General features: G+C 61.1%; 14 protein-coding genes and 2 pseudogenes. 8 read left to right on the forward strand and 8 right to left on the reverse strand.

The window, feature by feature from the left end; all coding sequences use genetic code 11:
* The first annotated feature begins 14 nt into the window (after window positions 1-14).
* The 5 genes and pseudogenes from ACEN88_RS02410 to ACEN88_RS02430 all read left to right on the forward strand — a co-directional run bounded on the left by ACEN88_RS02410 (window position 15) and on the right by ACEN88_RS02430 (window position 8,128).
* A complete protein-coding gene (locus ACEN88_RS02410; RefSeq protein WP_413337224.1) occupies window positions 15-1,373 on the forward strand; it encodes an HlyD family secretion protein in 1,359 nt (452 codons plus the stop codon).
* Between the two features lie 3 nt (window positions 1,374-1,376).
* On the forward strand, window positions 1,377-3,506 hold the full coding sequence (locus tag ACEN88_RS02415) for a peptidase domain-containing ABC transporter (RefSeq protein ID WP_413337225.1): 2,130 nt from the start codon (window positions 1,377-1,379) through the stop codon (window positions 3,504-3,506).
* 582 nt (window positions 3,507-4,088) lie between these two features.
* Entirely contained in the window at window positions 4,089-6,137 is a 2,049-nt protein-coding gene (locus tag ACEN88_RS02420) for a hypothetical protein (protein WP_413337226.1), read from the forward strand.
* Window positions 6,138-6,215: 78 nt separating this feature from the next.
* Window positions 6,216-7,085 carry a hypothetical protein gene (locus ACEN88_RS02425; protein WP_413337227.1) on the forward strand — a complete coding sequence of 290 codons (870 nt, stop codon included), beginning with the start codon at window positions 6,216-6,218 and terminating at the stop codon, window positions 7,083-7,085.
* Between the two features lie 114 nt (window positions 7,086-7,199).
* A pseudogene (locus tag ACEN88_RS02430) lies at window positions 7,200-8,128 on the forward strand (IS5 family transposase).
* 18 nt (window positions 8,129-8,146) lie between these two features.
* On the opposite strand, the gene ACEN88_RS02435 reads toward ACEN88_RS02430, so the two are convergent.
* The 5 genes from ACEN88_RS02435 to cphA (ACEN88_RS02455) form a co-directional block, all read right to left on the reverse strand.
* Window positions 8,147-8,401, reverse strand: coding sequence for a hypothetical protein (locus ACEN88_RS02435; RefSeq protein WP_413337228.1), 255 nt, complete (start codon window positions 8,399-8,401; stop codon window positions 8,147-8,149).
* Between the two features lie 112 nt (window positions 8,402-8,513).
* Window positions 8,514-8,729 (reverse strand): hypothetical protein, encoded by a 216-nt coding sequence (locus ACEN88_RS02440; protein ID WP_413337229.1) that lies wholly within the window; start codon window positions 8,727-8,729, stop codon window positions 8,514-8,516.
* Between the two features lie 71 nt (window positions 8,730-8,800).
* Entirely contained in the window at window positions 8,801-9,169 is a 369-nt protein-coding gene (locus ACEN88_RS02445; protein WP_413337230.1) for a hypothetical protein, read from the reverse strand.
* 166 nt (window positions 9,170-9,335) lie between these two features.
* Window positions 9,336-11,906, reverse strand: coding sequence for a cyanophycin synthetase (gene cphA, locus ACEN88_RS02450; RefSeq protein WP_413337231.1), 2,571 nt, complete (start codon window positions 11,904-11,906; stop codon window positions 9,336-9,338).
* 53 nt (window positions 11,907-11,959) lie between these two features.
* Window positions 11,960-14,137: a cyanophycin synthetase gene (gene cphA, locus ACEN88_RS02455; protein WP_413337232.1), complete on the reverse strand. Its 2,178-nt coding sequence runs from the start codon at window positions 14,135-14,137 to the stop codon at window positions 11,960-11,962.
* Between the two features lie 307 nt (window positions 14,138-14,444).
* On the opposite strand from cphA (ACEN88_RS02455), the gene ACEN88_RS02460 reads away from it, so the two are divergent.
* The gene (locus tag ACEN88_RS02460) at window positions 14,445-16,733 is read left to right on the forward strand and encodes an ABC transporter ATP-binding protein (RefSeq protein ID WP_413337233.1); all 2,289 of its coding nucleotides are present in this window, start codon (window positions 14,445-14,447) and stop codon (window positions 16,731-16,733) included.
* Between the two features lie 3 nt (window positions 16,734-16,736).
* Window positions 16,737-17,204, forward strand: coding sequence for a DUF1854 domain-containing protein (locus tag ACEN88_RS02465; protein WP_413337234.1), 468 nt, complete (start codon window positions 16,737-16,739; stop codon window positions 17,202-17,204).
* Between the two features lie 18 nt (window positions 17,205-17,222).
* On the opposite strand, the gene ACEN88_RS02470 is transcribed toward ACEN88_RS02465, so the two are convergent.
* Genes ACEN88_RS02470 through ACEN88_RS02480 form a run of 3 tightly spaced genes read right to left on the reverse strand, consistent with a single transcriptional unit; the run spans window position 17,223 to window position 20,858 of the window.
* Complete coding sequence (locus ACEN88_RS02470; RefSeq protein WP_413337235.1) at window positions 17,223-19,199, reverse strand: prolyl oligopeptidase family serine peptidase; 1,977 nt, start codon at window positions 19,197-19,199, stop codon at window positions 17,223-17,225.
* Window positions 19,200-19,246: 47 nt separating this feature from the next.
* Window positions 19,247-20,035: an ATP-binding cassette domain-containing protein gene (locus tag ACEN88_RS02475; protein ID WP_413337236.1), complete on the reverse strand. Its 789-nt coding sequence runs from the start codon at window positions 20,033-20,035 to the stop codon at window positions 19,247-19,249.
* Complete coding sequence (locus tag ACEN88_RS02480) at window positions 19,986-20,858, reverse strand: ATP-binding cassette domain-containing protein (protein WP_413337237.1); 873 nt, start codon at window positions 20,856-20,858, stop codon at window positions 19,986-19,988. Before ACEN88_RS02480 ends, ACEN88_RS02475 begins: the two co-directional genes overlap by 50 nt.
* A 192-nt stretch (window positions 20,859-21,050) precedes the next feature.
* Here ACEN88_RS02480 and ACEN88_RS02485 point away from each other — a divergent pair.
* A pseudogene (locus ACEN88_RS02485) lies at window positions 21,051-21,819 on the forward strand (glycosyltransferase); the annotation flags it as partial.

The following is a 21,819-nucleotide window of genomic DNA, read 5'->3' on the forward strand; positions in this document are numbered from 1 at the left end:
GAATGAATGAGACGATGCAACGCGAACCCGACCCGATACAGGACGAGGTACCGCTTCCTTTGTTCCGCCCGGAAGTGTGGGACGCGAAGGCGACCCAATGGTTTGGTCCGATACGACTGACGCAACCGGTATCTGGCAAAGTCATGGCATCGATCGCGCTATGTGTGACGCTGGGCCTGGTTGCCTTTGGATTATTTGGCACCTATACAAAAAAGTTATCCGTCACCGGACTCACCATGCCACACGGTGGCAGCATCACAATCTCCAGCTTCGCCCCTGGAATCATCGTGCGCAACTACGTCGCCGAGGGAGAACGCGTGACGCGCGATCAAACCATGTTCGAAATTTCCAGCGAACAGTATGTCGGAGGCGGCGCATTGGCGTCGCTGTTATCTCGACAAATTGATGTGCGTCAGGAATCCGTGGATGCTGAGCGGCGCAGCCGTATTGCTCAGGAGACCGAGCGGCGCCGTGAACTCGACGCCCGCTTGGAAAATTTGGCAGCAGAGGAAGCTCAGTTGCAACAAGATCTTGAGCTGAACCGCCGTCGGCAACGCCTGTCCCAAGCCACGGTGACCAAATTCGAAACACTCCAGCGGAATGGTTTTGTATCCGAGGCTCAAGTCCAACAAAAGGTGGAAGAGACTATTGACATTAGCAGTCGACTTAGCGCACTGAACCGCTCTTTGCTGCAATTGCGGGCAAATCGCATTACGATCAGCGCCGAACGGGATAGCCTGGCAAACAATCTGTCTGCGACCCTTGCTCAACTCGACCGGTCTGAAGCGGCATTGCGCCAGGAACGTGCCGAGAACCAAACCCGCCAGCGGACCCTCATCAAGGCCACGGCTGATGGCATCGTCACCACGATCACAAACCGGCCTGGACAATTCGTCCAGGCTGGCCAGGTGCTAGCCACCCTCATGCCCAGCAAGCCCGGCGCGGGTCCAGCCAACGAGGAACTTGAAGTCCATCTGTATGTCACTAGTCGTGCCATCGGCTTTGCTCAGGTCGGACAAGCGGTGCGAATTCGCTACCGTGCGTTCCCGTATGAACGGTTCGGCTTGTACGATGGCAAAGTGATCGGCATCAGCAAGACCCCTCTGGCGTCGAACGAGTTACCGGCAAATATCGCCGGGACTGTAGTTAGTAATGCATTTGCTAATTCGCCTGGTGGAACCGAGGGACTGTACCGTATTCGTGTAAAGCCAGCCGAACAGTTCATCAATATTTACGGGAAACCGCAGCCATTGACTGCCGGGATGACGCTTGAAGCCGATCTAATGCTGGATACGCGGCGCATCTGGGAGTGGGCATTCGCTCCGGCTCTTGGGTTCGTTGCCCGCTCTACCCAGATCTCGAACGAGAAGTGAAGAATGAAATTTATTGCTCAGACAGAAGCCAGTGAATGCGGACTGGCATGCCTTGCGATGATCGCCAATCATTATGGCCATCGAACGGACCTCGCTTCGCTCCGTCGGCGATTTTCCGTCAGCCTCAAGGGCATGACGCTCGAACAAATGTTACGCCATGCTAGTGCGCTCGGGATGGCGTCACGCCCCGTACGGCTCGAGATGGAGGACTTGGTCAAGCTTGATTGTCCGTGCATCCTGCACTGGAATCTTGACCATTTTGTGGTTCTTAAACGGGCACGCCGAACATTACGTAGTGATTTGGAATTGGTGATCCTCGACCCGGCAGTGGGGGAGCGTGTCATCAAACACAATGCGATTTCGCGTTCCTTTACGGGCGTGGCCTTGGAACTTCGTCCGACAGCAACATTCGAAAAGCGCGATGCACCCAAGCGCGTGCCCGTCCAGAATATGGTCGGGAAAATCGTCGGCTTGCGCCGCGCATTGGTCCAAGTGCTGGTCATGGCCATTGGTCTAGAACTGCTGACCCTGATCACCCCACTATTCACTCAGTTCATCCTTGACGACGTCGTCGTTGGAGGTGATTTCGAACTGCTCCATGCACTGGCTATCGGCTTTGGCCTTGTTCTTTTCACGCAAGCCGCGTTACAACTTGCCCGTAGCTGGTCCTTGACGTGCTGGGGCATTGAACTAGGGCTACAATGGTCGAGCAGATTGTTCGCCCATCTCTTAAAATTGCCCCCGGCATTTTTTGAGAAACGTCACTTGGGCGATGTGATCAGCCGCTTCAGCAGCCTTAGCGCCATACAACGCGTGGTAACTAGCCTGTTGGTCGAGAGTGCCTTGGACGGATTACTGGCCATCACAGCACTGGTCCTGATGCTGAAATATAGCGCCGTACTGAGCGCTGTGGTTTTCGCCTGTGTGCTGATTTACTCCGGACTACGCTGGTTGTTTTATCGTGCGTTGCGGGATGCCACGCAGGAAACCCTGATATTGCGCGCAAAGGAAGAGAGTCACTTTCTTGAGACCCTCCGCGCGATCACCCCCCTCAAGCTATTCGGCCGTGAGTCGGAACGTATGGCACGCTGGCTGAACCTGCGGCAGGACGCGGTCAATCAAGACATCAAGACGCAAAAGATTGACGTGACGTTCCGTGCTTGTAGCTCCGCTATCATGAGCATCCAGAACCTTCTCCTTTTCTATTTGGGAGCAGAACTGATCATCAAGCGTGAACTGTCGGTTGGCATGCTAACGGCATTTACCGTTTACGCTGGAACCTTTATTACCCGCGTATTCGGATTGATCGATGCGTTCATCAACGTACGGATGCTTTCGGTCCATACCGAGCGTTTGGCGGATATTGTCTTGGAACCCGTTGAGGAAGAAGCGACAGTGCTCAACGCCGTAGACCGACTTGAACCAAGTATAACGCTACGAAATGTACGTTTCCGCTATGCTGATGGCGAGCCATGGGTGCTAGATGGGATCAATCTTCATATTCCGGCGGGCCAAAATGTTGCTCTAGTGGGACCAAGCGGATGTGGCAAGTCCACTCTCTGCAAAATCATCGTGGGTATTCTTGCACCCAATGAGGGCGAGGTCTTAATTGATAATATTCCTATTCGACAAGTCGGCTTAAAAGCTTATCGCCAACTGATTGGCACGGTCATGCAGGACGATGACTTGCTTGCAGGATCACTGCTCGACAACATTAGCTTTTATGATGTGCGAGCGAATTATGACGACGTGGCGCGATGTGCTGCCATGGCAAATATCCACGAAGACATCCTTCGTATGCCAATGGGATATCAATCCCTTGTGGGCGACATGGGCAGCATTCTTTCAGGCGGGCAAAAACAACGGGTCTTGCTAGCCCGTGCCTTATACAAAAATCCGAAAATTCTCGCTATGGACGAAGCAACGAGCCATTTGGACATTGATAATGAGCGCAAGGTGAATCAAGCCTTAAGCGGCCTCGATCTGACAAGAATCATGATTGCACATCGTCCAGAAACCATTGCAGCAGCTGAACGCGTCATCCAAGTTCAAAATGGCAAAGCGACCGAGCGACAATCCCAAGCGACGCAGTTAAGTGCGGTGCTGAATGAGTCGCCTACGCTTACCGTATAAGCGATGTCGAAATCGAGGGATACATTGAAACGTTTGCTGGTGATGTCTGGCCATGATGTGTTTGACAAATGGCTGCGTGCATTTTAAACGCCGAGCTTCCCAGCACCGGCGAATGCTCAAGAAGCCACTTTAGAGAGAGTACGAAATTGCAGGGAATTAGCGGTCTACACGGTGAATTTTTGAGAGAATTTAAACCTCAGAGATGAGGTAAACTCGATTTCGCTTTTTTGTCGTTTGCTGCGATTCAGCCCATCGGTCGGCCCCGTTCAGAACTCCTGCAATAGCAGTTGAGACGAGGCGGTCGCGCGAGCCAGCAATCCCATCCGTTCCCTTTCAATACCAAATTACAAGCGTAGGGTGCTTGAGCAGATGATCTGCACTGAATTCGCATGGAAGTGCACGTATTTTTCGCAGCCCGACTATTGAACAATCTTATTGAGTTTTGACAGATGTAACGTATAAATTGGCGCCTCTTGACCAGGCTTATGTTTAATCGCAACCACTTTATCGACCGGAACGCGAAGGCAAGCTGACCGATTAAGCTTCGCCTTTTAGCCCGATTAACAACAATCGAGTATATTAATGAATGCATTGCTGCCCCCACAGCAGGTTGACCCCGAAAATCGTAAATTCTTAAGGGGCGATTTCGAAGCCCGAATCAATCGGGACACGGCCTCAGCCGATATTCGTCGTTTTCCCTTTTCGAACGGCGGCATATTCTTATGCATTACGGTTTATAACGAGCCTGCGGATGCATTGCATTGTTCAATTATCGGCTTAGCCAACACCATCGCACGGTTGCGTCGTACCTGTCCAAATATCATTATCAATATATGCGTGTTGGTAGATGGTGTTCAAAAATGTTCGCCGTCGATGAGGGCTACCTTGGAGCGGCTTACGGGTTCTGATAAGTGTTTCCGATTTGATTCTCATGATTTGGCGTGCAACTACCTTGAAGCCGATCTTTTTGATCTACTTAAGTTATGCAGGAGCGGCCAGTACGACGATGACTTTCACTGGCAAGGGCGCCTAAGCGAATTGCAACAGTGTGTCACAGATTCACAGGAAGCAGAACGCCTAATTGATAGCAACCAAGTTCATCTACTCGTTGCGGTTAAACGTGAAAATCACGGAAAACTGGATTCGCACTGGTGGTTTTATCGTATCTTCTGCCCATGTATCGTACCGGCTTACTGCTTCCAGATGGATGTAGGTACGGTTCCGGCCAGAAGCGCATTTAGCGAACTTGTTAATGCGTTTCAGCGAGATGGCCGTGTAGGAGCTGTGGCGAGCAGCATTTTGCCGCCCAGACCTTCCAGTCCGTGGAGCCTTCTTCAATGCTGGCAATATACGTCCTTTACCAACTCAATTCTTTTGGAGTGGCCTGCAGAACGCGCGGCCGGATATTTGAGCGTCATTCCTGGACAATTAAGTGCGGTCCGATGGGACGCAATCAAAACTACCAATAGCTTCGATCCCGATACGAAGCCACGTGATCCGCTCAGTGTATACTTCAAAGGATTAGGACCTCTAACACCTCATGAGTCCATGCTCTATCTCGCCGAAGATCGCGTTCTTTGTCGCGAAATTATCAGCAGCCCGCAAACCGAATGGACTATTACTCATGTCGATAATGCAGTGGCTGTAACCGACCCCTGCCATTCGTGGCAGGAGTTATTGCGACAAAGAAAGCGGTGGTGCAATGGCTACATGGCATGCCGTGTCAGCTACCTCCGACATCTCCCTGACTTCGTTCGCGATCCAGCGGTGGCGACTCGAAGGAAATTGCGTGCTGTCACAGCGGGAATCTACCATTTCTTAATACTCACTTATGACTGGTGCGCCCCAGCCATTTTCATACTCCTTTTGTCTTCAATTGGACAACGGGCAATATCGTCTACGCATCATATTCCTGCGCTCCAGGGCAGCTTAGAGATACTCCTGCCAATGGCGCTGTGTGCTCTGCTTCCTCAATTTATTGTTTGTTTGCGTAGCGATCTTTCGGCGCGGCATATCGCCTTTTTACGTTTCTCCGTTTCTCTTCAAATGAGCGCTGTAGCGATTTTTCTCCTGACGAATGTGCTATTCGAAGAAACGTTTTTGCTCGCACAGTTGCTTTTGTTTCTTTACGTTGCCGCGCCACTTGCGTCGTTATTAGGTCATCGTAAACTTACTAAGACGATCGTTGCCAGTACTCCAGTCGTATTTTTTGCCATCTATGTTGTCCCCCTTCTCATGTGGATGTATGCAATCTGCAATTCGCATGACAGTAGCTGGGGGACAAAAGGTTTGCTGACGGATACCCGAAACGATGGATTTAAATACCGGAAGAATTTTTTTCAAAATAATCGTTTCCTTCGGCATAGGAATTTACATGCATCGATCTGGGTTGCAAGCAACCTCGGCTTAATATATTTCGCCAATAGTTGGTGTCGCGAAAGCCATCACGACCTAGCCATCATGTTACTGGCACTTACATGCGCCATTACTCTGTTCGGTTTGGTTTGCAGAGTAAGCGCGAAATTACGCCAACTCTTCAAATTGGCCACGGGAAAGGGAAATCCACTAGAGCGATATGAAACTTCAATTGATCCCATCCCTTCATCAGGAACCACACCCGAACATAGCTGATGCGTATGAAAGTGAGCATGCCATGTATTGACAGAGCTCTTCATTGCACCTTTATTTATCATTCTGGAAACTGCACTAATGAACAAGAATAATCCCACCAGCGGCGTGTATTTTTTGGCGAATAACAAGGTTTTCGAACAAGTCGTCGCATTCCTTCGGAGCTTTCGGATGCACAATCCGACTATCCCACTCTGCTTGATACCTTTTGATAGCGATTTCGATAAGATATCGTCGCTCAAAACTACCTTTTCATTTTCCATATTCGATGATGCGGAGCTGCTCGCCAGTTGCGATGCAATCAGCGAGAGGTTTCACGGCTTCGTGCTTGGAACTTATCGAAAGTTAGTAGCTTGGGAGGGAATATTTGACACCTTCATTTACATCGATGTCGACACAGTTGTCACTGATTCCGTTGATTTCGCATTCGAGCACCTCAAGCATGGTGACTATGTCGCTTCGCATTCAAATCTCGAAAATATACGGTGCTGGGTATGGAAGGATAGCGTTTACGCAACACATTTGCTTACCCCACCGCAGATCGAGTATTCGGCAAACACGGGTTTTTTTGTGAGCCGGCGTGGCCTCTTGCCAATGAAACACTGTGTAGCAAAGGTGAACGGCGCGTTAGAACTCAAGGAGAGTATGGAATTAGAGTGCATGGAACAGCCATTTCTAAATTATCTGATTGTAACATCAGGTTACTCATACACGAGCCTGTTGCAGCTGCTTATGGTTGGTATTGCTCCGACCGTGAGCTTGGAATGGTGGGCCGGTACGCCAAATGGACGTGTGGATGGGGGGAAATTATACGACCCTAGGGGCGCCGGAGTCTTCCTCGTGCATTGGGCTGGCTTTTGGAAGAAATCCGGTGGGTCGAGCATTGGACTGCCCTACAAGGAGCTGTGGGATTTTTACCGACGGCCCGAAATCTCGCCCGATGTCCTTTGATAAGAGGTAAATGTCCAGCGTGAATGACCGAAGCAATTAATGGGGGCGCCTCGGCATTGTTGCGCAAATCAGGCTGGGCCAGCGTAGAACCCGCAGGTCTGGTAGCCTGAACGGATGAAACCAGCTCCTCGGAAGTACCGCACAACCAACTGGAAGACGTACAACGAAGCGTTGAAGTCACGCGGCTCGCTGCTCATCTGGCTTGACCCGACGATGAGCTGGCATGGCCAGCCAAGCGGCAAGCGCGGGCGCAGCCAGACGTTCAGCGACGAGGCGATCCAGTTCTGCCTGAGCATCAAGTGCCTCTTCAATTTACCGCTACGCCAGGCCATGGGCATGACGCAAAGCCTGCTGCGCCTAGCCAGGCTCAACTGGCCGGTGCCGGACTACAGCACGGTAAGCCGGCGGCAAAAGACGCTGCGGGTGGCCATCGGCGCCGTGCCGACCACGACGGGCTTGCATCTGCTGGTGGACAGCACGGGCATCAAGATGCTGGGCGAAGACGAATGGAAGACGAAGAAGCATGGCGCGGATTACCGCCGCCAATGGCGCAAGGTGCATCTCGGAATCGACGCGTCCACGCTCGAGATCCGGGCCATGGAAGTGACCGACAACAGTATCGGCGACGCACCTGTCCAGCGAGTGCTGCTCAGCCAGATTCCTGCTGACGAACGCATTGCCAGCGTCAGTGGCGATGGCGCTACGACACGAAGGACTGTCATGAAGCCATCGCTCCGCGCGCCCCGCATGCCATCATCCCGACCCGCAAGAACGCCAAGCCCTGGAAGGCAAACCGCTGCGGTGCCGAAGCACGTAACGACATCCTGCGGGTGACCAAAAGAGTGGGACGGGCAATATGGAAGAGATGGAGCGGCTACCACCGGCGCAGCCTTATCGAAACCAAGATGCGCTGCTTCAAGCTGCTGGGCGAACGCGTCATGGCACGTGACTTCGACCGTCAGGTCGCCGAGCTACAAGTGCGGGCTGCCGTGCTGAATCGCTTCACTCGGCTGGGCACCCCGATTACCGTCCCGGTGTTATAAAACGAATTACAAATAGCGTCAGCTCGGCCTTCGCTCGATTTGCTCAACAAAGCCGAACAAGGCGCGGTACTGCTCCTCTGGAGTCAGCTTCTTATTTCGGTAGATGGACTTATAGACGTCCAGCGTTTCTGGTGCGCCACCCGCGGCGATGGTACCCTGCTTGCGACGATACTTTTCCAACGCTGCGTTGGAAACCTTGGAGCCTACGGTCAACCTGGCGAACGCAGAGCGCAAAAATTCGAGACTTGTTTGAGCGTGAGTATAAATGATCATGACATGCTCCTTTGCTCCAAGTGTATCACGCTCGATGCGGGGCCGGACAGCGACTGTTCGGCCACGGCCGCACGCCGATGACAGGAAACAAGGCAGCACATGTGCGGTTCGGTCATGAAATCGAACCGCGCCGTCGCTTGCCCTGCACCGCCAACACCCTGAGCGCCGTCTCCAGCCCCACGCGCCGGTACTCCATCGCCCTTGCCGCCGCGTGCACGCCCCGCGCCCGCAACGCATCCTGCACGTTCTCGGCCGTCCAGCGGTCGCTCCGCCGTTCACCGAGCAGTTTTTTCAGCAAGCCCTGGTCGTCGATCCATCGGTAAGTCATGACGTCCTCCTTGTGGTTGAGGACACCAGTTTCGCGTTAATTGCAACAAGGCAACTTACTGAGCATCAAGTTCAGGACAGGCGCGCGTGGTTGAGGATGAGCCAGGCCACGGTGATGACGACCATGCCGGTAAAGGTCACGCACGACCAGGTGAAGAACCAGGCCGACACGATCCCGGCCTGCAGCACCTTCTCGAACAGGATACCGAGCGCGAAATCGAAGGCGGTCAGGAACGACCAGCGCCGCAGGTAGACGGGCAGGTAGCGGCTCATCTTGCGGTTGTGCTGGTGCGCGGCGTGCCGCTCGATGCGGTCGCGCGCGGCGCTGACGTCGCGGAACAGCCAGTCGAAGAACAGGAAGCGATACAGGAGGCGCCGGAAGGGCATTTCCGGGGCCGGGTCGTTGTCTGCAACGGGGTGGGATTGCTTGTCGATCGTCATGGTTGCACCGCTCGCTCGAATTCTCATTCATGGTATGCCAGATGCCGCGTCAAGCCACGTTCGTTGCCTAACGTAGCGTGCGCGGTGCCTGACGTTTCTGAGCAGCACCAATAAAAAGCAAAACGGGCGCACGCGGCGCCCGTTTCGGAACAACGGCCAGGAGGCGTCAGCCTTCCTTGACCCGCTTGGCGATGTGCGCCAGCGCCGCATCGACCTGGTCGATCAGGATCAGCGACAGGTCGCCCGGCTGCAGGCGTTCGAGCGCCTTGTCGATGGCGACGAACTCGCCCTTGATCTCGTCGATGTGCGTTGTCCGGGGCGCGCCGGCGAGGCCCTCGCGCAGCAGGCCGACGACTTCGCCCTCAAGGCGGCCGCGCTGGCACTGGTCTTCGTACAGCAGCACGTCGTCGAACGCTTTACCCAGGATGCGGGTCTGGTCGCGGATGTCCTCGTCACGGCGGTCGCCCGCGCCCGAGATCACCACCGAGCGGCGCTTGGCCGGCATCGATTCGACGGCGTTCACGAGGGCCTGGATCGCGTCCGGGTTGTGGCCGTAGTCGGCGATGACCGTCGCGCCGCGGTAGTCGAACACGTTGAAGCGGCCCGGCGCGTTGTCGCTCTCGCCGACGAACGTCTTGAGACCCACGCGGATCGCATCCCACGAGATGCCGACGGCCCACGCGGCGGCCACGGACGCCATCACGTTTTCGACCTGGAAGCCGATCACGCCGCCGCGAGTGATGGGCACCTCGGCCAGCGGCACGCGTTCTTCGTTCTTGCCTTGCGCCGCGACGAGGTGGCCCTTGTCGACGTAGACGATGCGGCGGCCCTGCGCGCGGTGCTTCTGCATGACCGGCAGCGAGGCGTCCGCGGCGAAATAAGTGATGTCGCCCTTCGTGTTCTCGGCCATGCCGGCGACGATCGGGTCGGCCGCGTTCAGCACGGCCATCCCGTTCGGCGCGACGTTCTGCACGATCACGCGCTTCAGCACCGCGAGGTCTTCCAGCGTGGTGATGTAGTTCAGGCCCAGGTGGTCGCCGGAGCCGATGTTCGTGACGACGCCGACCTGGCAGCGGTCGTACGCGAGACCCTCGCGCAGGATGCCGCCGCGCGCCGTCTCGAACACGGCCGCGTCGACGTCCGGGTGCAGCAGCACGTTGCGCGCGCTGCGCGGGCCGCTGCAGTCGCCGCTGTCGATGCGGCGGCCCTGGATGTACACGCCGTCCGTGTTCGTCATGCCGGTGCGCAGGCCGGAGCTTGCGAGCAGGTGCGCGATCAGGCGCACGGTCGTCGTCTTGCCGTTCGTGCCCGTCACGGCGACGACCGGGATGCGGCCGTCGTCGCCCGGACCGTACAGCGTGTCCATGATGGCTTCGCCGACGGCGCGGCCCTTGCCGAACGACGGCGAGATGTGCATGCGCAGGCCTGGCGCGGCATTCACTTCGACGATGCCGCCGCCCTGGTCCTCGATGGGTTTCAGCACGCTGTCGCACACGAGGTCGACGCCGCAGATGTCCAGGCCGACCATGTGCGCGGCCGCGATGGCGCGCGCCGCCACTTCCGGATGCACGTCGTCCGTGACGTCGGTGGCGGCGCCGCCCGTCGACAGGTTCGCGTTGTTGCGCAGGGTGACGCGCCGGCCCTTCGGCGGGACCGATTCCGCGTCATAGCCCTGCTTCGCCAGCGAGGCGAGGGCGATGTCGTCGAAGCGGATCTTCGTGAGCGACGTCGCGTGGCCGTCGCCGCGGCGCGGGTCCTTGTTGACGATGTCGACGAGCTGGCGCACGGTGTGCACGCCATCGCCCACGACGTGCGGCGGGTCGCGGCGCGCGGCGGCGACGAGCTTGTTGCCGACGACGAGCAGGCGGTAGTCGTGGCCCGGCAGGTATTTTTCGACCATGATCTCGTCGCGGAACTCGGACGCGGCGGCAAAGCCCGCGTCCAGCTGCTCGCGCGTGGTGACGTTCACGGTCACGCCCTTGCCCTGGTTGCCGTCCTTCGGCTTGATCACGACCGGCAGGCCGATTTCCTGGGCGGCGGCCCAGGCGTCGTCCGGATCGTTCACGCTGCGGCCCAGCGGGACGGGCACGCCGGCCGCGTTCAGCAGGGTCTTGGTCAGTTCCTTGTCCTGCGCGATGGATTCCGCGATGGCGCCGGTGGCGTCGATCTCGGCGGCCTGGATGCGGCGCTGGCGGCTGCCCCAGCCGAATTGCACGAGGCTGCCCTCGGTCAGGCGGCGGAACGGGATGCCGCGCGCGACGGCGGCGTGTACGATCGAACCCGTCGACGGGCCGAGGCGCACGTCCTCGTCCAGGTCGCGCAGCTGCTTCAGCGCGCCTTCGAGGTCGAACGGCTGGTCATTGCGGGCCGCGGCGCACAGCTGCCCGGCCAGTTCCATTGCGAGGCGTCCGACGTCTTCTTCGCTGTACTCGACGACGACCTGGTAAATGCCGCGCTCCAGCGTGGCGGTCGTGCGGCTGAACGTGACGGGGCAGCCGGCCTGCGCCTGCAGGGCCAGCGCGGCGACTTCCAGCACCTGGGCCAGCGGGATCGTGTCGTCATGGCCGGTCGGCTGCAGCGGCCAGATTTCCGGGAACAGGGCGCGCAGGCGCGTCTCGAAGCCGGGCAGGGCGCCGATCGATTCCTCTTCCGGCGCGCAGGCGACGATCGCCTCGATCGACGTGTGGTGGCTCCAGAGGTTGGGACCGCGCAGGGCGCGTACGCGTGATACTTCCATAAGTCTTTCCTTTAGGGTCTTGCGGCATCCGCCCGGTCATGCCGGGCTCGTCATCAGGCCTTTTTCTTTTTGCCGGCCGGGTCGAACGTGCGCAGGCCGGCGCAGATCAGGTCCGTCGGCACGTCCAGCGCCCAGCCGGCCAGCGCGGCCGCGAGCAGGGCATTCGGCTGCGCGGCGGTGGCGGGCTTTACTTTGTCGATGCCCAGCAGCGGCACTTCCTCGCTGCCCTGGGCCAGGACGATGTGGTGGTTGCGCACGAATGCGACGCGGCCGCCGCCCGCGCGGTGCGCGGCCAGGGTGGCGTTGGCTTCGTCCTGCGCGTAGAACAGCACGGCGCCGTCGGACAGTTCGGCCAGCGCGGCCACGCGTTCATCGGCCGCATCCAGCACGGCCGCGCCATCGGACAGCACGACGTCGACCTGGCTGCGTACGACGTTGTAGAGCGCATCGTCGTCGCGCACGTACAGGTCGGCCACGTCGGCCACGCTGCCCATGTCGGTCACGATGCCGACGAGGCAGCGGTCGTACGGCAGGCCCTCGGTCAGGATCGTGCGCGCGTTCGATTCGAACACGGCGGCCTGCACGGTGCGGTTGATCAGCAGGCGCTGGCCGGCGTCGAAGCGGGTGCCGTCCTGCGCCGTGACCTGGCGGCCGTCGAGGAACAGGCCCTCGCGGTTGGCCACGCCCACGTGCTTGCCGGCCAGGTTCAGCACGGTGCCGACGAGGCGCGCGGCGAGTGCCGCGTCCGTGGTGCCCGTGACGCCCACGAGCGGGATGCGTCCCGTCTCGCCCTCGGCGAACAGGTGTTCCACGATCGCCTTGCCCACGTTGCGCGGCTCGCCCTGGGCGGGCTTGATGTGCGCGAGCAGGCCCGGGCTGGAATTGACTTCGATGATGGCGCCGCGCTGTTCTTCCAGCGGACGCGAGATGTCTTCGCACACGAGGTCGATGCCGGCGATGTCCAGGCCGACGACGCGCGCGGCCAGCGCGGCCACGTGCGCGACTTCCGGGTGGACCTCGTCCGTGACGTCGTCGGCCACGTTGCCGTTCAACTGGATCAGCACTTTCTGGCCGGCCTGCGGGACCGAATCCGGCGTGAGGCCCTGGCGTTTCAGGTCCAGCTTGACTTCATCGCTTTCGGCCGGCACGACGGGGCTGAGCGGGAATTCTTCGGAACTGCCGCGGCGCGGGTCGATGTTGATCTGGCTGTCGCACAACTGCGTGACGGTGGAGGTGCCGTCGCCGACGACCCACAGCGATTCGCCCTTGGCGGCGGCGACGACTTTCGAGCCGACGACGAGCAGGCGGTGTTCGTTGCCGGGAATGAAGCGCTCGACGAGGACGGCGCTGGAATCCCCTTCTTCGGACGCGATGGCGTAGGCGGCATGCACGTCCGCTTCCGACATCAGGTTCAGCGACACGCCGCGGCCATGGTTGCCGTCGACGGGTTTGATGGCGACCGGCAGGCCGATGTCCTGCGCTTCTTCCCACGCGGCTGCCGCGCTGCGCACGACCGACCCTTCCGGCACCGGCACGCCGCAGGAGGCGAGCAGGGTCTTGGTGAGGTCCTTGTCGCTGGCGATGGATTCGCCGATGGCGCTCGTGCGGTCCGTCTCGGCCGTCCAGATGCGGCGCTGCGCGCTGCCGTGGCCCAGTTGCACGAGGTTGCCTTCGGTCAGGCGGATGGACGGAATGCGGCGGTCGGTGGCGGCGTCGACGATGTGGCCGGTCGAGGGGCCCAGGCAGTAGCGGTCGACCAGTTCCGTCAACTCATCGACCTTGGCCTGCAGGTCGAACGGGGTGTCGTTGATGGCGGACGTCAGGAGCGCGTGGCCGGCTTGCAGGGCGGCACGGCCGACGGTTTCGTCGCGCGTGCGGAATGCCATTTTATAAATGCCGCGGTCGGCGGTGGAGCGGGTTTTACCGAAACCGGTCTTCATGCCGGCCAGGTTCTGCAATTCGAGGACGATGTGTTCGAGGATGTGACCAGACCACGTGCCGTCGCGCAGGCGCTCCAGGAAGCCGCCCCGTTCGCCGACGCCGCAGCGGTGTTCGATCAGGCCCGGCAGCCAGGCGGTAAGGCGTTCATACAGGCCGGGGAGTTTATTCGAAGGACATTCTTCGAGTTCGCCGATGTCGAGCCACGTTTCGATGACAGGGCGGTAGGTCCAGATGTTCGGTCCACGCAGGTGGTTTACACGAAGGATTGCAATGTCTTTCTTATTTGTCATGAAAATATCCAGCCACGCGACGACCGCTCTCTCATCGCGTGGCATTGCCTAAGTTTGCACATCGATGGCCAAAGACGCTGCCGGATCGCGGCCCCGTCTTCCTCTCTTTCCATAATGCACATGTTGTATACTTGCCGGAACGAAGCTTACCGTGCCGAACCGATTTCTGCCACTCTGGCCCCTCCGATAGAATACCGTACACGCCGAAGCGCCGCGTTTCGGAAGGTGCGCGTGTCAACGGCAACACCGCCCTCAACGTTCCATCGTACAGATCAGAACCAAAACTCGCCTTTGCCGGCGGCATCACATGACAACTCAACAACTTATTCCCTCCGGTCCGCGGGCGTTGACCGCCGGTTTCCTGCCTGAGCACTGGCAGGCGGACGTCGCGAAGAAGCTTGCGCCAGGGGAAAACGTTTTAAACAGCGTCGAGGTTGACCTCGATGCGAAATTACGTTTCACCAAAGGTATTCTTGTCGTCACGAATTATCGCCTGCTGACCCGCGCGCCCGGCGACACGATGTGGCGCGACTGGCCGTATCGTGCCGGTTTGACAATGCGCCACCACGACCACGCGGGCGTCGGCCACCTCGAGCTCGTCGACCAGAACGGCCTGCTGGCGGCCTGGCGCTTTACTTTGGGCCAGAACCTGCAAGCCATCCGCGTCGTCGACCAGTTCGAGGACCAGGTCGAAAGCCACGTCAGCGGCGTCGCCGTGCAACCGCCCGAGCAACATACTTGCCCGAGTTGCAAGGCCCCGCTGGAACCGGACCAGGAAGACTGCCCGATCTGCACCAAGGTGCTGCATACGCCGCCGTCGACCTGGACCCTGTTCCGCCTGTGGCGCTTCGCCCGGCCTTACAAGGGGCAGTTGCTCCTCGGATTCTTGCTCATGTTGGCAAGTACCGGCGCACACATGATTCCGCCGTATCTGACGATGCCGCTGATGGATAACGTGCTGATCCCGTACCAGAACGGCAAGCACATCGACACGCACCTCGTCTACATGTACATGGGCGGCCTGTTCGCATCGAGCATGCTGGCCTGGGCGCTGGGCTGGGGCCGCACCTACATCCTCGCCCTCGTGTCCGAGCGGATGGGCGCCGACATGCGTTCCGAAACCTATGAACACCTGCTGAGATTGTCGCTGGAATTCTTCGGCGGCAAGCGCACGGGCGACCTCATGTCGCGCATCGGCAGCGGCTCGGACCGCATCTGCGTGTTCCTGTCGCTGCACCTGCTGGACTTCCTGTCCGACGTCCTCATGATCATCATGACGGGCGTGATCCTGTTCAGCATCAATGCCAAGCTCGCCCTGATCACGCTCGTGCCGCTGCCGTTCATCGCGTGGATGATCCACGTCGTCCGCGACAAGCTGCGTACCGGTTTCGAAAAGATCGACCGCGTGTGGGGCGAGGTCACGAACGTGCTGGCCGACACCATCCCCGGCATCCGCGTCGTGAAGGCGTTCGCGCAGGAGCATCGCGAGGCGTCGCGCTTCCGCGATGCCAATAAACACAACCTGGCCGTCAACGACAAATTGAACAAGGTGTGGTCGCTGTTCTCGCCGACCGTGTCGCTGCTGACGGAACTGGGCCTGCTCATCATCTGGTGCTTCGGCATCTGGCAGGTCAGCCAGCAGGAGATCACCGTCGGCGTGCTGTCGGCGTTCATCGCGTACAGCGGCCGCTTCTACGTCCGTCTCGATTCGATGAGTCGCATCGTGTCCGTCACGCAGAAATCCGCGTCGGCCGCGAAGCGCATCTTCGACATCCTCGACCACGTGTCGAGCGTTCCCGAGCCCGTCAATCCGGTGAAACTGGACAAGGTCGAGGGCAATATCGCGCTGCGCGAAGTGGGCTTCCGCTACGGCAACCGGGCTGTCAACCGCGGTATCTCGCTGAACATCAAGGCCGGCGAAATGGTGGGCCTCGTGGGGCACTCCGGCTCGGGCAAGAGCACGCTGGTCAACCTGATCTGCCGCTTCTATGACGTGGCGGAGGGCGCGATCCTGCTGGACGGCCGCGACATCCGCAGCTTCGCCGTCGCGGATTACCGCCGCCACATCGGCCTCGTGCTGCAGGAGCCGTTCCTGTTCTTCGGCACCATCGCGGAAAACATCGCCTACGGCAAGCCGGATGCGACGCGCGAAGAGATCATCGCCGCCGCCCGCGCCGCGCACGCGCACGAATTCATCCTGCGCCTGCCGCAGGGGTATGACTCGATGGTCGGGGAGCGGGGCCAGGGCCTGTCCGGCGGCGAGCGCCAGCGCATCTCGATCGCCCGCGCACTGCTGATCGACCCGCCGATCCTGATCATGGACGAAGCGACGTCCTCGGTCGACTCGGAAACGGAAAAGGAAATCCAGAAGGCGCTGGACAATCTCGTGCAGGGCCGCACGACGATCGCGATCGCGCACCGCCTGTCCACCTTGCACCGCGCCGACCGCCTCGTCGTGCTGGATCGCGGCCAGGTGGTGGAAGAGGGCAACCACGACGAACTGATGGCCCGCGAAGGCGCGTATTACCGCCTGTACGAAGCGCAGGCGCGCAACGTGGACCAGGATCCGGACGACGACGGCAGCAAGGACGACTGAACGATGAATGCAACTTTTCAACTGAAGCGTGACCCGTTCGGGAAGCTGGTCCTGACGAATGCCGAGGGCGAGGAATTCGTGGGCGTCACGCCCGTGCGCTCATTCCCCGTGCAGGCGCCCTCGAAGGGCATCTCGCTCGTGCGCGACGGCGGCAAGGAAGTCGCGTGGATCGACGACCTCGACACGATACCGGCCGACATCCGCGCGCTCGTGACGGAAGAGCTCGACGGCCGCGAATTCATGCCCGAGATTTTGTCGATCAAGGGCGTGTCCAGCTATGCCACGCCGTGCACGTGGACCGTCAAGACGGACCGCGGCGACACCGAGTTCGTGCTCAAGGGCGAGGAAGATATTCGCCGGCTGGGCACGTATTCGCTGCTGATCGCGGACAGCCATGGCATCCACTTCCTCATCCGCGACATGTTCGCCGTCGACAAGGGGAGCCGGAAGATTCTCGACCGGTTCCTGTAAGCGCCGGACCTGCGCCGTTTACTGCCGGCCGGGTCCGATATGCCGGTCGAGGAAGCGCTCGACGCGTTGCCAGAAATCGATCCGGTTCTTCGCCAGCGACCAGCCATGACCTTCGCCGGCGTACGTCACCCATTCGACCTGCTCGTTGCTCCGTTTGACGGCGGCATAGAATTTTTTGCCATGATACAGAGGCACGCGCTTGTCTTCGTCGCCATAGGCCAGCAGCAAGGGCTGGTGAATGCGTGATGCCTGCTGGATCGGCGAGGTTGCCTTCAACTGTTCGGCATCCTTGACCGGGTCGCCGATCAGGAATGGCATGCCGTAGCGCAGGTATCCCTCGGGATAGTCTGGCTTGGAAAACCAGGTGCCGGTGTACATCAGTTCGATGTCGGTCACCCCGATCCAATCGATGCCGCAACGGTACAGGCCGGGGTCGTTGACGAGTCCCATCAGCGTCGCATAGCCGCCGTAGCTGGCACCCGCGATGCAGATCCGCTTGGGGTCGGCGATCCCCTGGTCGATGGCCCAGCGCGTGCCGTCGGCGATGTCGTTCTGCATGGCCAGGCCCCATTGCTTCAGGCCGGCCTCGAAATGACGCATGCCGAAACCGGTGCTGCCACGAAACTCCACCTCCAGCACGGCATAGCCGCGCGACGCGAGGAATTGCGACTCGGGATTCCAGCCCCAGCTGGCGCCGCGGATCCAGGGCCCGCCGTGCACCAGCACCACCATCGGCAGGTTCTTGCGCGTGCCGCCGGGCGGCAGCGTCAGCAGTCCGGGGATCTCGAGGCCGTCGCGCGCCTTGTACCGGACAGGTTCCTGCCGCCCCATGCGCGCGGGATCGATCTTCGGATAGGTATTGCCGACCAGTTCGAGCGTCCCGGATTGCGTGTGGTACAGGAGGTAGCGCAGCGGCTGGCGGTCGGAATAGGATTTTACGAGTACCCAGGGCACGGTGGACCTGGCCGGAGCGTCGATCATGTTGATCGCACCGGGCAGGGCCTTGTCCACTGCCGCCTGGAGCGCCGTCATCGCCGGATCGAACCAGACGTCGGCCTCGGCATCGGTGGTCAGGCGCACGCCCAGCAGCTTGCTGTTGCCGAGCAGGCTGCCGTCGAAGTCATAGCCACGCGTGACGACGACCGGTTCCTTGTTCACCGTACCGGTGGCGAAATCGAAAGTGCGCAGCGATGCCGTGTCCTCTCCGGCGTTGGCCACGACGTACAGCGTGCCATCGGGACCGAAGCCGAGCGGCGTGATCGCATCCCGGGTGCCGCGATAGGTGTCGAAGCTGGCCACCTCGCGCCACTTCCCCGTCGCCGGATCGCGATAATGCATGACGGTCTTGATGTCGCCGTACAGCATGGCCAGTCGCGGCGCACCTTTGGCATCGAGCATGAAGGCGCTGACTTCCACATCCGGTTCGGGACCGACCTCGGCGTTGCCGGTCAATGTGTTGAGGCGGCGCAGCCGGGTACCGAAGTACTTGTCGTTTTTGTCGTACATGGGACGCGCCACGTAGATCCATTCCGAATCCTGGCTGCCGGCCTGGGAGAGGAGGAACGTGTTCCACGGCTGCGGCGAGGGTTGGCGGACGGTACGCTGTGCCAGCTGGCGGTAGTTGCTGCCATCACGGTCGACGGCGAACAGGCCGGGCGCACCGTCCTGGTCGGCGCTGGCGTATTCCGCATCGCGCACATTGAACACGAGCCTGTTGTCATTCACCCAACGGAATTGGTCAACGTCGAGATCGGCGAAGGACACGACCGCCTTGGCGTCCTTCGTTTCCAGGTCCATCACGGCAAGGAAATCGCGGAGGCCAGCGCGATTCGTGCGCATCGCCAGGTAGCGCCCGCTGGGCGACAATTGGGCCCCGCCAAACGCGTTATTGCCGAAAAAAGCGTCGACCGGTGGCGGCGTACCTTGCGCCCACGCGGGCGCGCAGATTTGCACGGCGACGCCCATGAGCAACGCGATGCTCCACCTTGACCGCATGTCCTTCTCCTTGCAAATGTATTGACATAATATTGCCAGAAGATCTGTTATTTATCGACAACGTTTTCAGCCGCATCGCCGGCGATCCACCCACCCGCCGTCCACTCGAGCCGGTGGGTGAGCGCCAGCTTCTCCAGCAAGCGCCCGTCGTGCGACACGACGACGAGCGCCCCCGGCCACGACCCCAGCATCGCTTCCAGCGCCTCCACGCTCGCGAGGTCGAGGTGGTTGGTCGGCTCGTCCAGCATCAACAGTTTCGGTGACGGCTCGCCCAGCACGGCCAGCAGCAGCGCGCCGCGCATGCGTTCGCCGCCGCTCAGCTCGCCGCTGGGCCGCAGGATGCGGTCCGGGCCCAGCCCCGCGAGCGCGAGCATCTGGCGCAGGCGGCCTGCGTCGTGCGAGGTCGGGAAATGATCCAGCAGGCTGCGCGCCGGATCGAGCATGGCCAGGTGCTGGTCCAGCAGCACGCCCGGCAGCCCGTGCACGCTGCCGGACAGCGGGGCGATCTCTCCGGCGATCGTGCGCAGCAGCGTGGACTTGCCGCAGCCGTTCGGCCCCGCAAGCGCGATGCGCGCCGCGCCCTGCACGCGCCAGTCCAGCGGCTGACGGGGACCGTGGCGCGCGACGAGCGCGTCGAATGCGAGCGCCGTCTGGCCGGGCGGGATGTCGATGTCCAGCTGCGGAAAGGCCGGCTGCTGGTGCAGCGCATCGAAGGTCGCGAACGCGCCGGCCACGCCATCCTGTAACGCCTGCCGTTCGCGCGCATGGCGCTCGGCGCGGGCGCCGTCAGTCTGTTCGGCGCGCTGGGGCAGGGCGTTCAGCACGATCTTCGGCATGCCGCCGTCCGCCTTCGCGCGCAAGAGCGCCCGCGGCGCGCTCGGCCTGGTTGCGCATCTTTTGCTCGCCCTGGCGCCGCTCGGTGCGGGCGCGTTCCAGCCGGGCGCCGGCGGCGGCCAGTTCCGCCTCGCGTTGCTCTGCCACGAGCGACCATCCGCCGCCATGGCGCCTCAGCCCGCCCGCGTGGACTTCCAGCGTGCGCTCGACGTGCTCCAGCAGGTCGCGGTCGTGGCTGATGAGCAGCAGGCCGCGGCCGGCCTGGCGCCACGCGCGCATCTGGTCGAGCAGGAACGCGCGGTTGCCTGCATCGAGGTGGTTGCCCGGTTCGTCCAGCACGAGCAGGTCGGCGTCCGAGCAAAAGGCGCCGATCAGCGTGAGCAGCGTGTGCTGGCCGCCCGACAAGGCTTGCGGTGCGAGACGCGCATCGAGACCGGCGCCGTCCAGCATCGCCTCCCAGCGCGCTTCCAGGTCCCAGCGGTCGCCGATGAGGTCGAAGTCCTCGTCGCGTGCATCGCCTGCAGCCAGGCGGCGCAGCGCGGCCAGCGGCGCATCGAGGCCGGCGACTTCGGCCAGGGACCGTGCGGACGTGGCCCCGGTCTGCTGCGCCACGTAGCGGATGCGTCCCGGGCGCTCGATGCGGCCGGCGGTGGGTTCGAGGTCGCCCGCGAGCACGCGCCCCAGCGTGGACTTGCCGCTGCCGTTATGGCCGATCAGGCCGACCGTCTCCGCTTGAAACGACTCGTGCAGGTTCGTGAAGAGAATGCGCCCGTCGGGCAGGATGATGTCGACCCCGTGCAGGGCCGCGAGATAGGGATGCGCCATGAGGAACTCCTGAATGCCAAGGAAAGCCGGAAGGTTTCGAGGCCGTCGCGTTGCGAACGGCGGGCATTACAGGCGCATGGGTAGAATCTCCTGATAAACGAACTCATATTCTAGCAGGAGATCCGCATCGAACCTCAACACTACGTCGTCGTCACGATCGGCTCGGCCGGCGACCTGTTCCCGTTCCTCGCGCTGGCGCTCGCGCTGCGTGCCCGCGGCCACCGCGTGAGCTTTCTCGCGCCCGAGCAGCACGGGCCGTGGGTGCGTCCGACCGGCCTGCCGTTCACGGGCCTGCCCGCCGACGAGGCGGTGCTGCGCGATCCCGACCTGTGGCATCCCACGCGCGGCTTCGGCGTCGTGTGGCGCGCGACGCGGCTTGCGATGGCGCGCATCGTGCCCTTCGTCGCGGCGCTGCCGCAGCATGAAACCTGCATGCTGCTCGTGCATCCGCTCGCGCTGCCCGAGGCCGACTTGTGCCGCACGGTGCATCCGGGCGTGAAAATCGCGGCCGCCTACCTTGCGCCGGCGAACCTGATGACGGTGCACGATCCGCTGCTGGTCGGCCCGTGGCGCGTGCCGGCGTGGGTGCCGCTGGTCGCACGCCGCGCGTTCTGGCGCTGGGTGGGCCGGCGCTTCATCGATCCCGTCGCGCTGGCGGACGTGAACGCGGCGCGCACGGCGCACGGCTTGACACCGGTGCCGTCGCTGATGGACTGGATCGCGTCCGTGCCCGACCTGTCGCTGACGCTGTTCCCCGACTGGTTCGCGCCCACGCAGCCGGACTGGCCGCAGCCGCTGGTGCGCGGCGATTTTCCCTTGTTCGATCCGAATGCGGATGCGACGCTCTCCGCCGACTTGCAAGCGTTCCTGCAGGCCGGCCCGGCCCCGCTCGTGTTCACGCACGGCACCGGCAACACGCAGGCGGCCGCGTACTTTCGCCACGCGCACGCGGCCGCCTGCG

The sequence above is a fragment of the Massilia sp. CT11-108 genome, from assembly GCF_047302915.1.
Classification (GTDB): domain Bacteria; phylum Pseudomonadota; class Gammaproteobacteria; order Burkholderiales; family Burkholderiaceae_D; genus Telluria; species Telluria orientalis.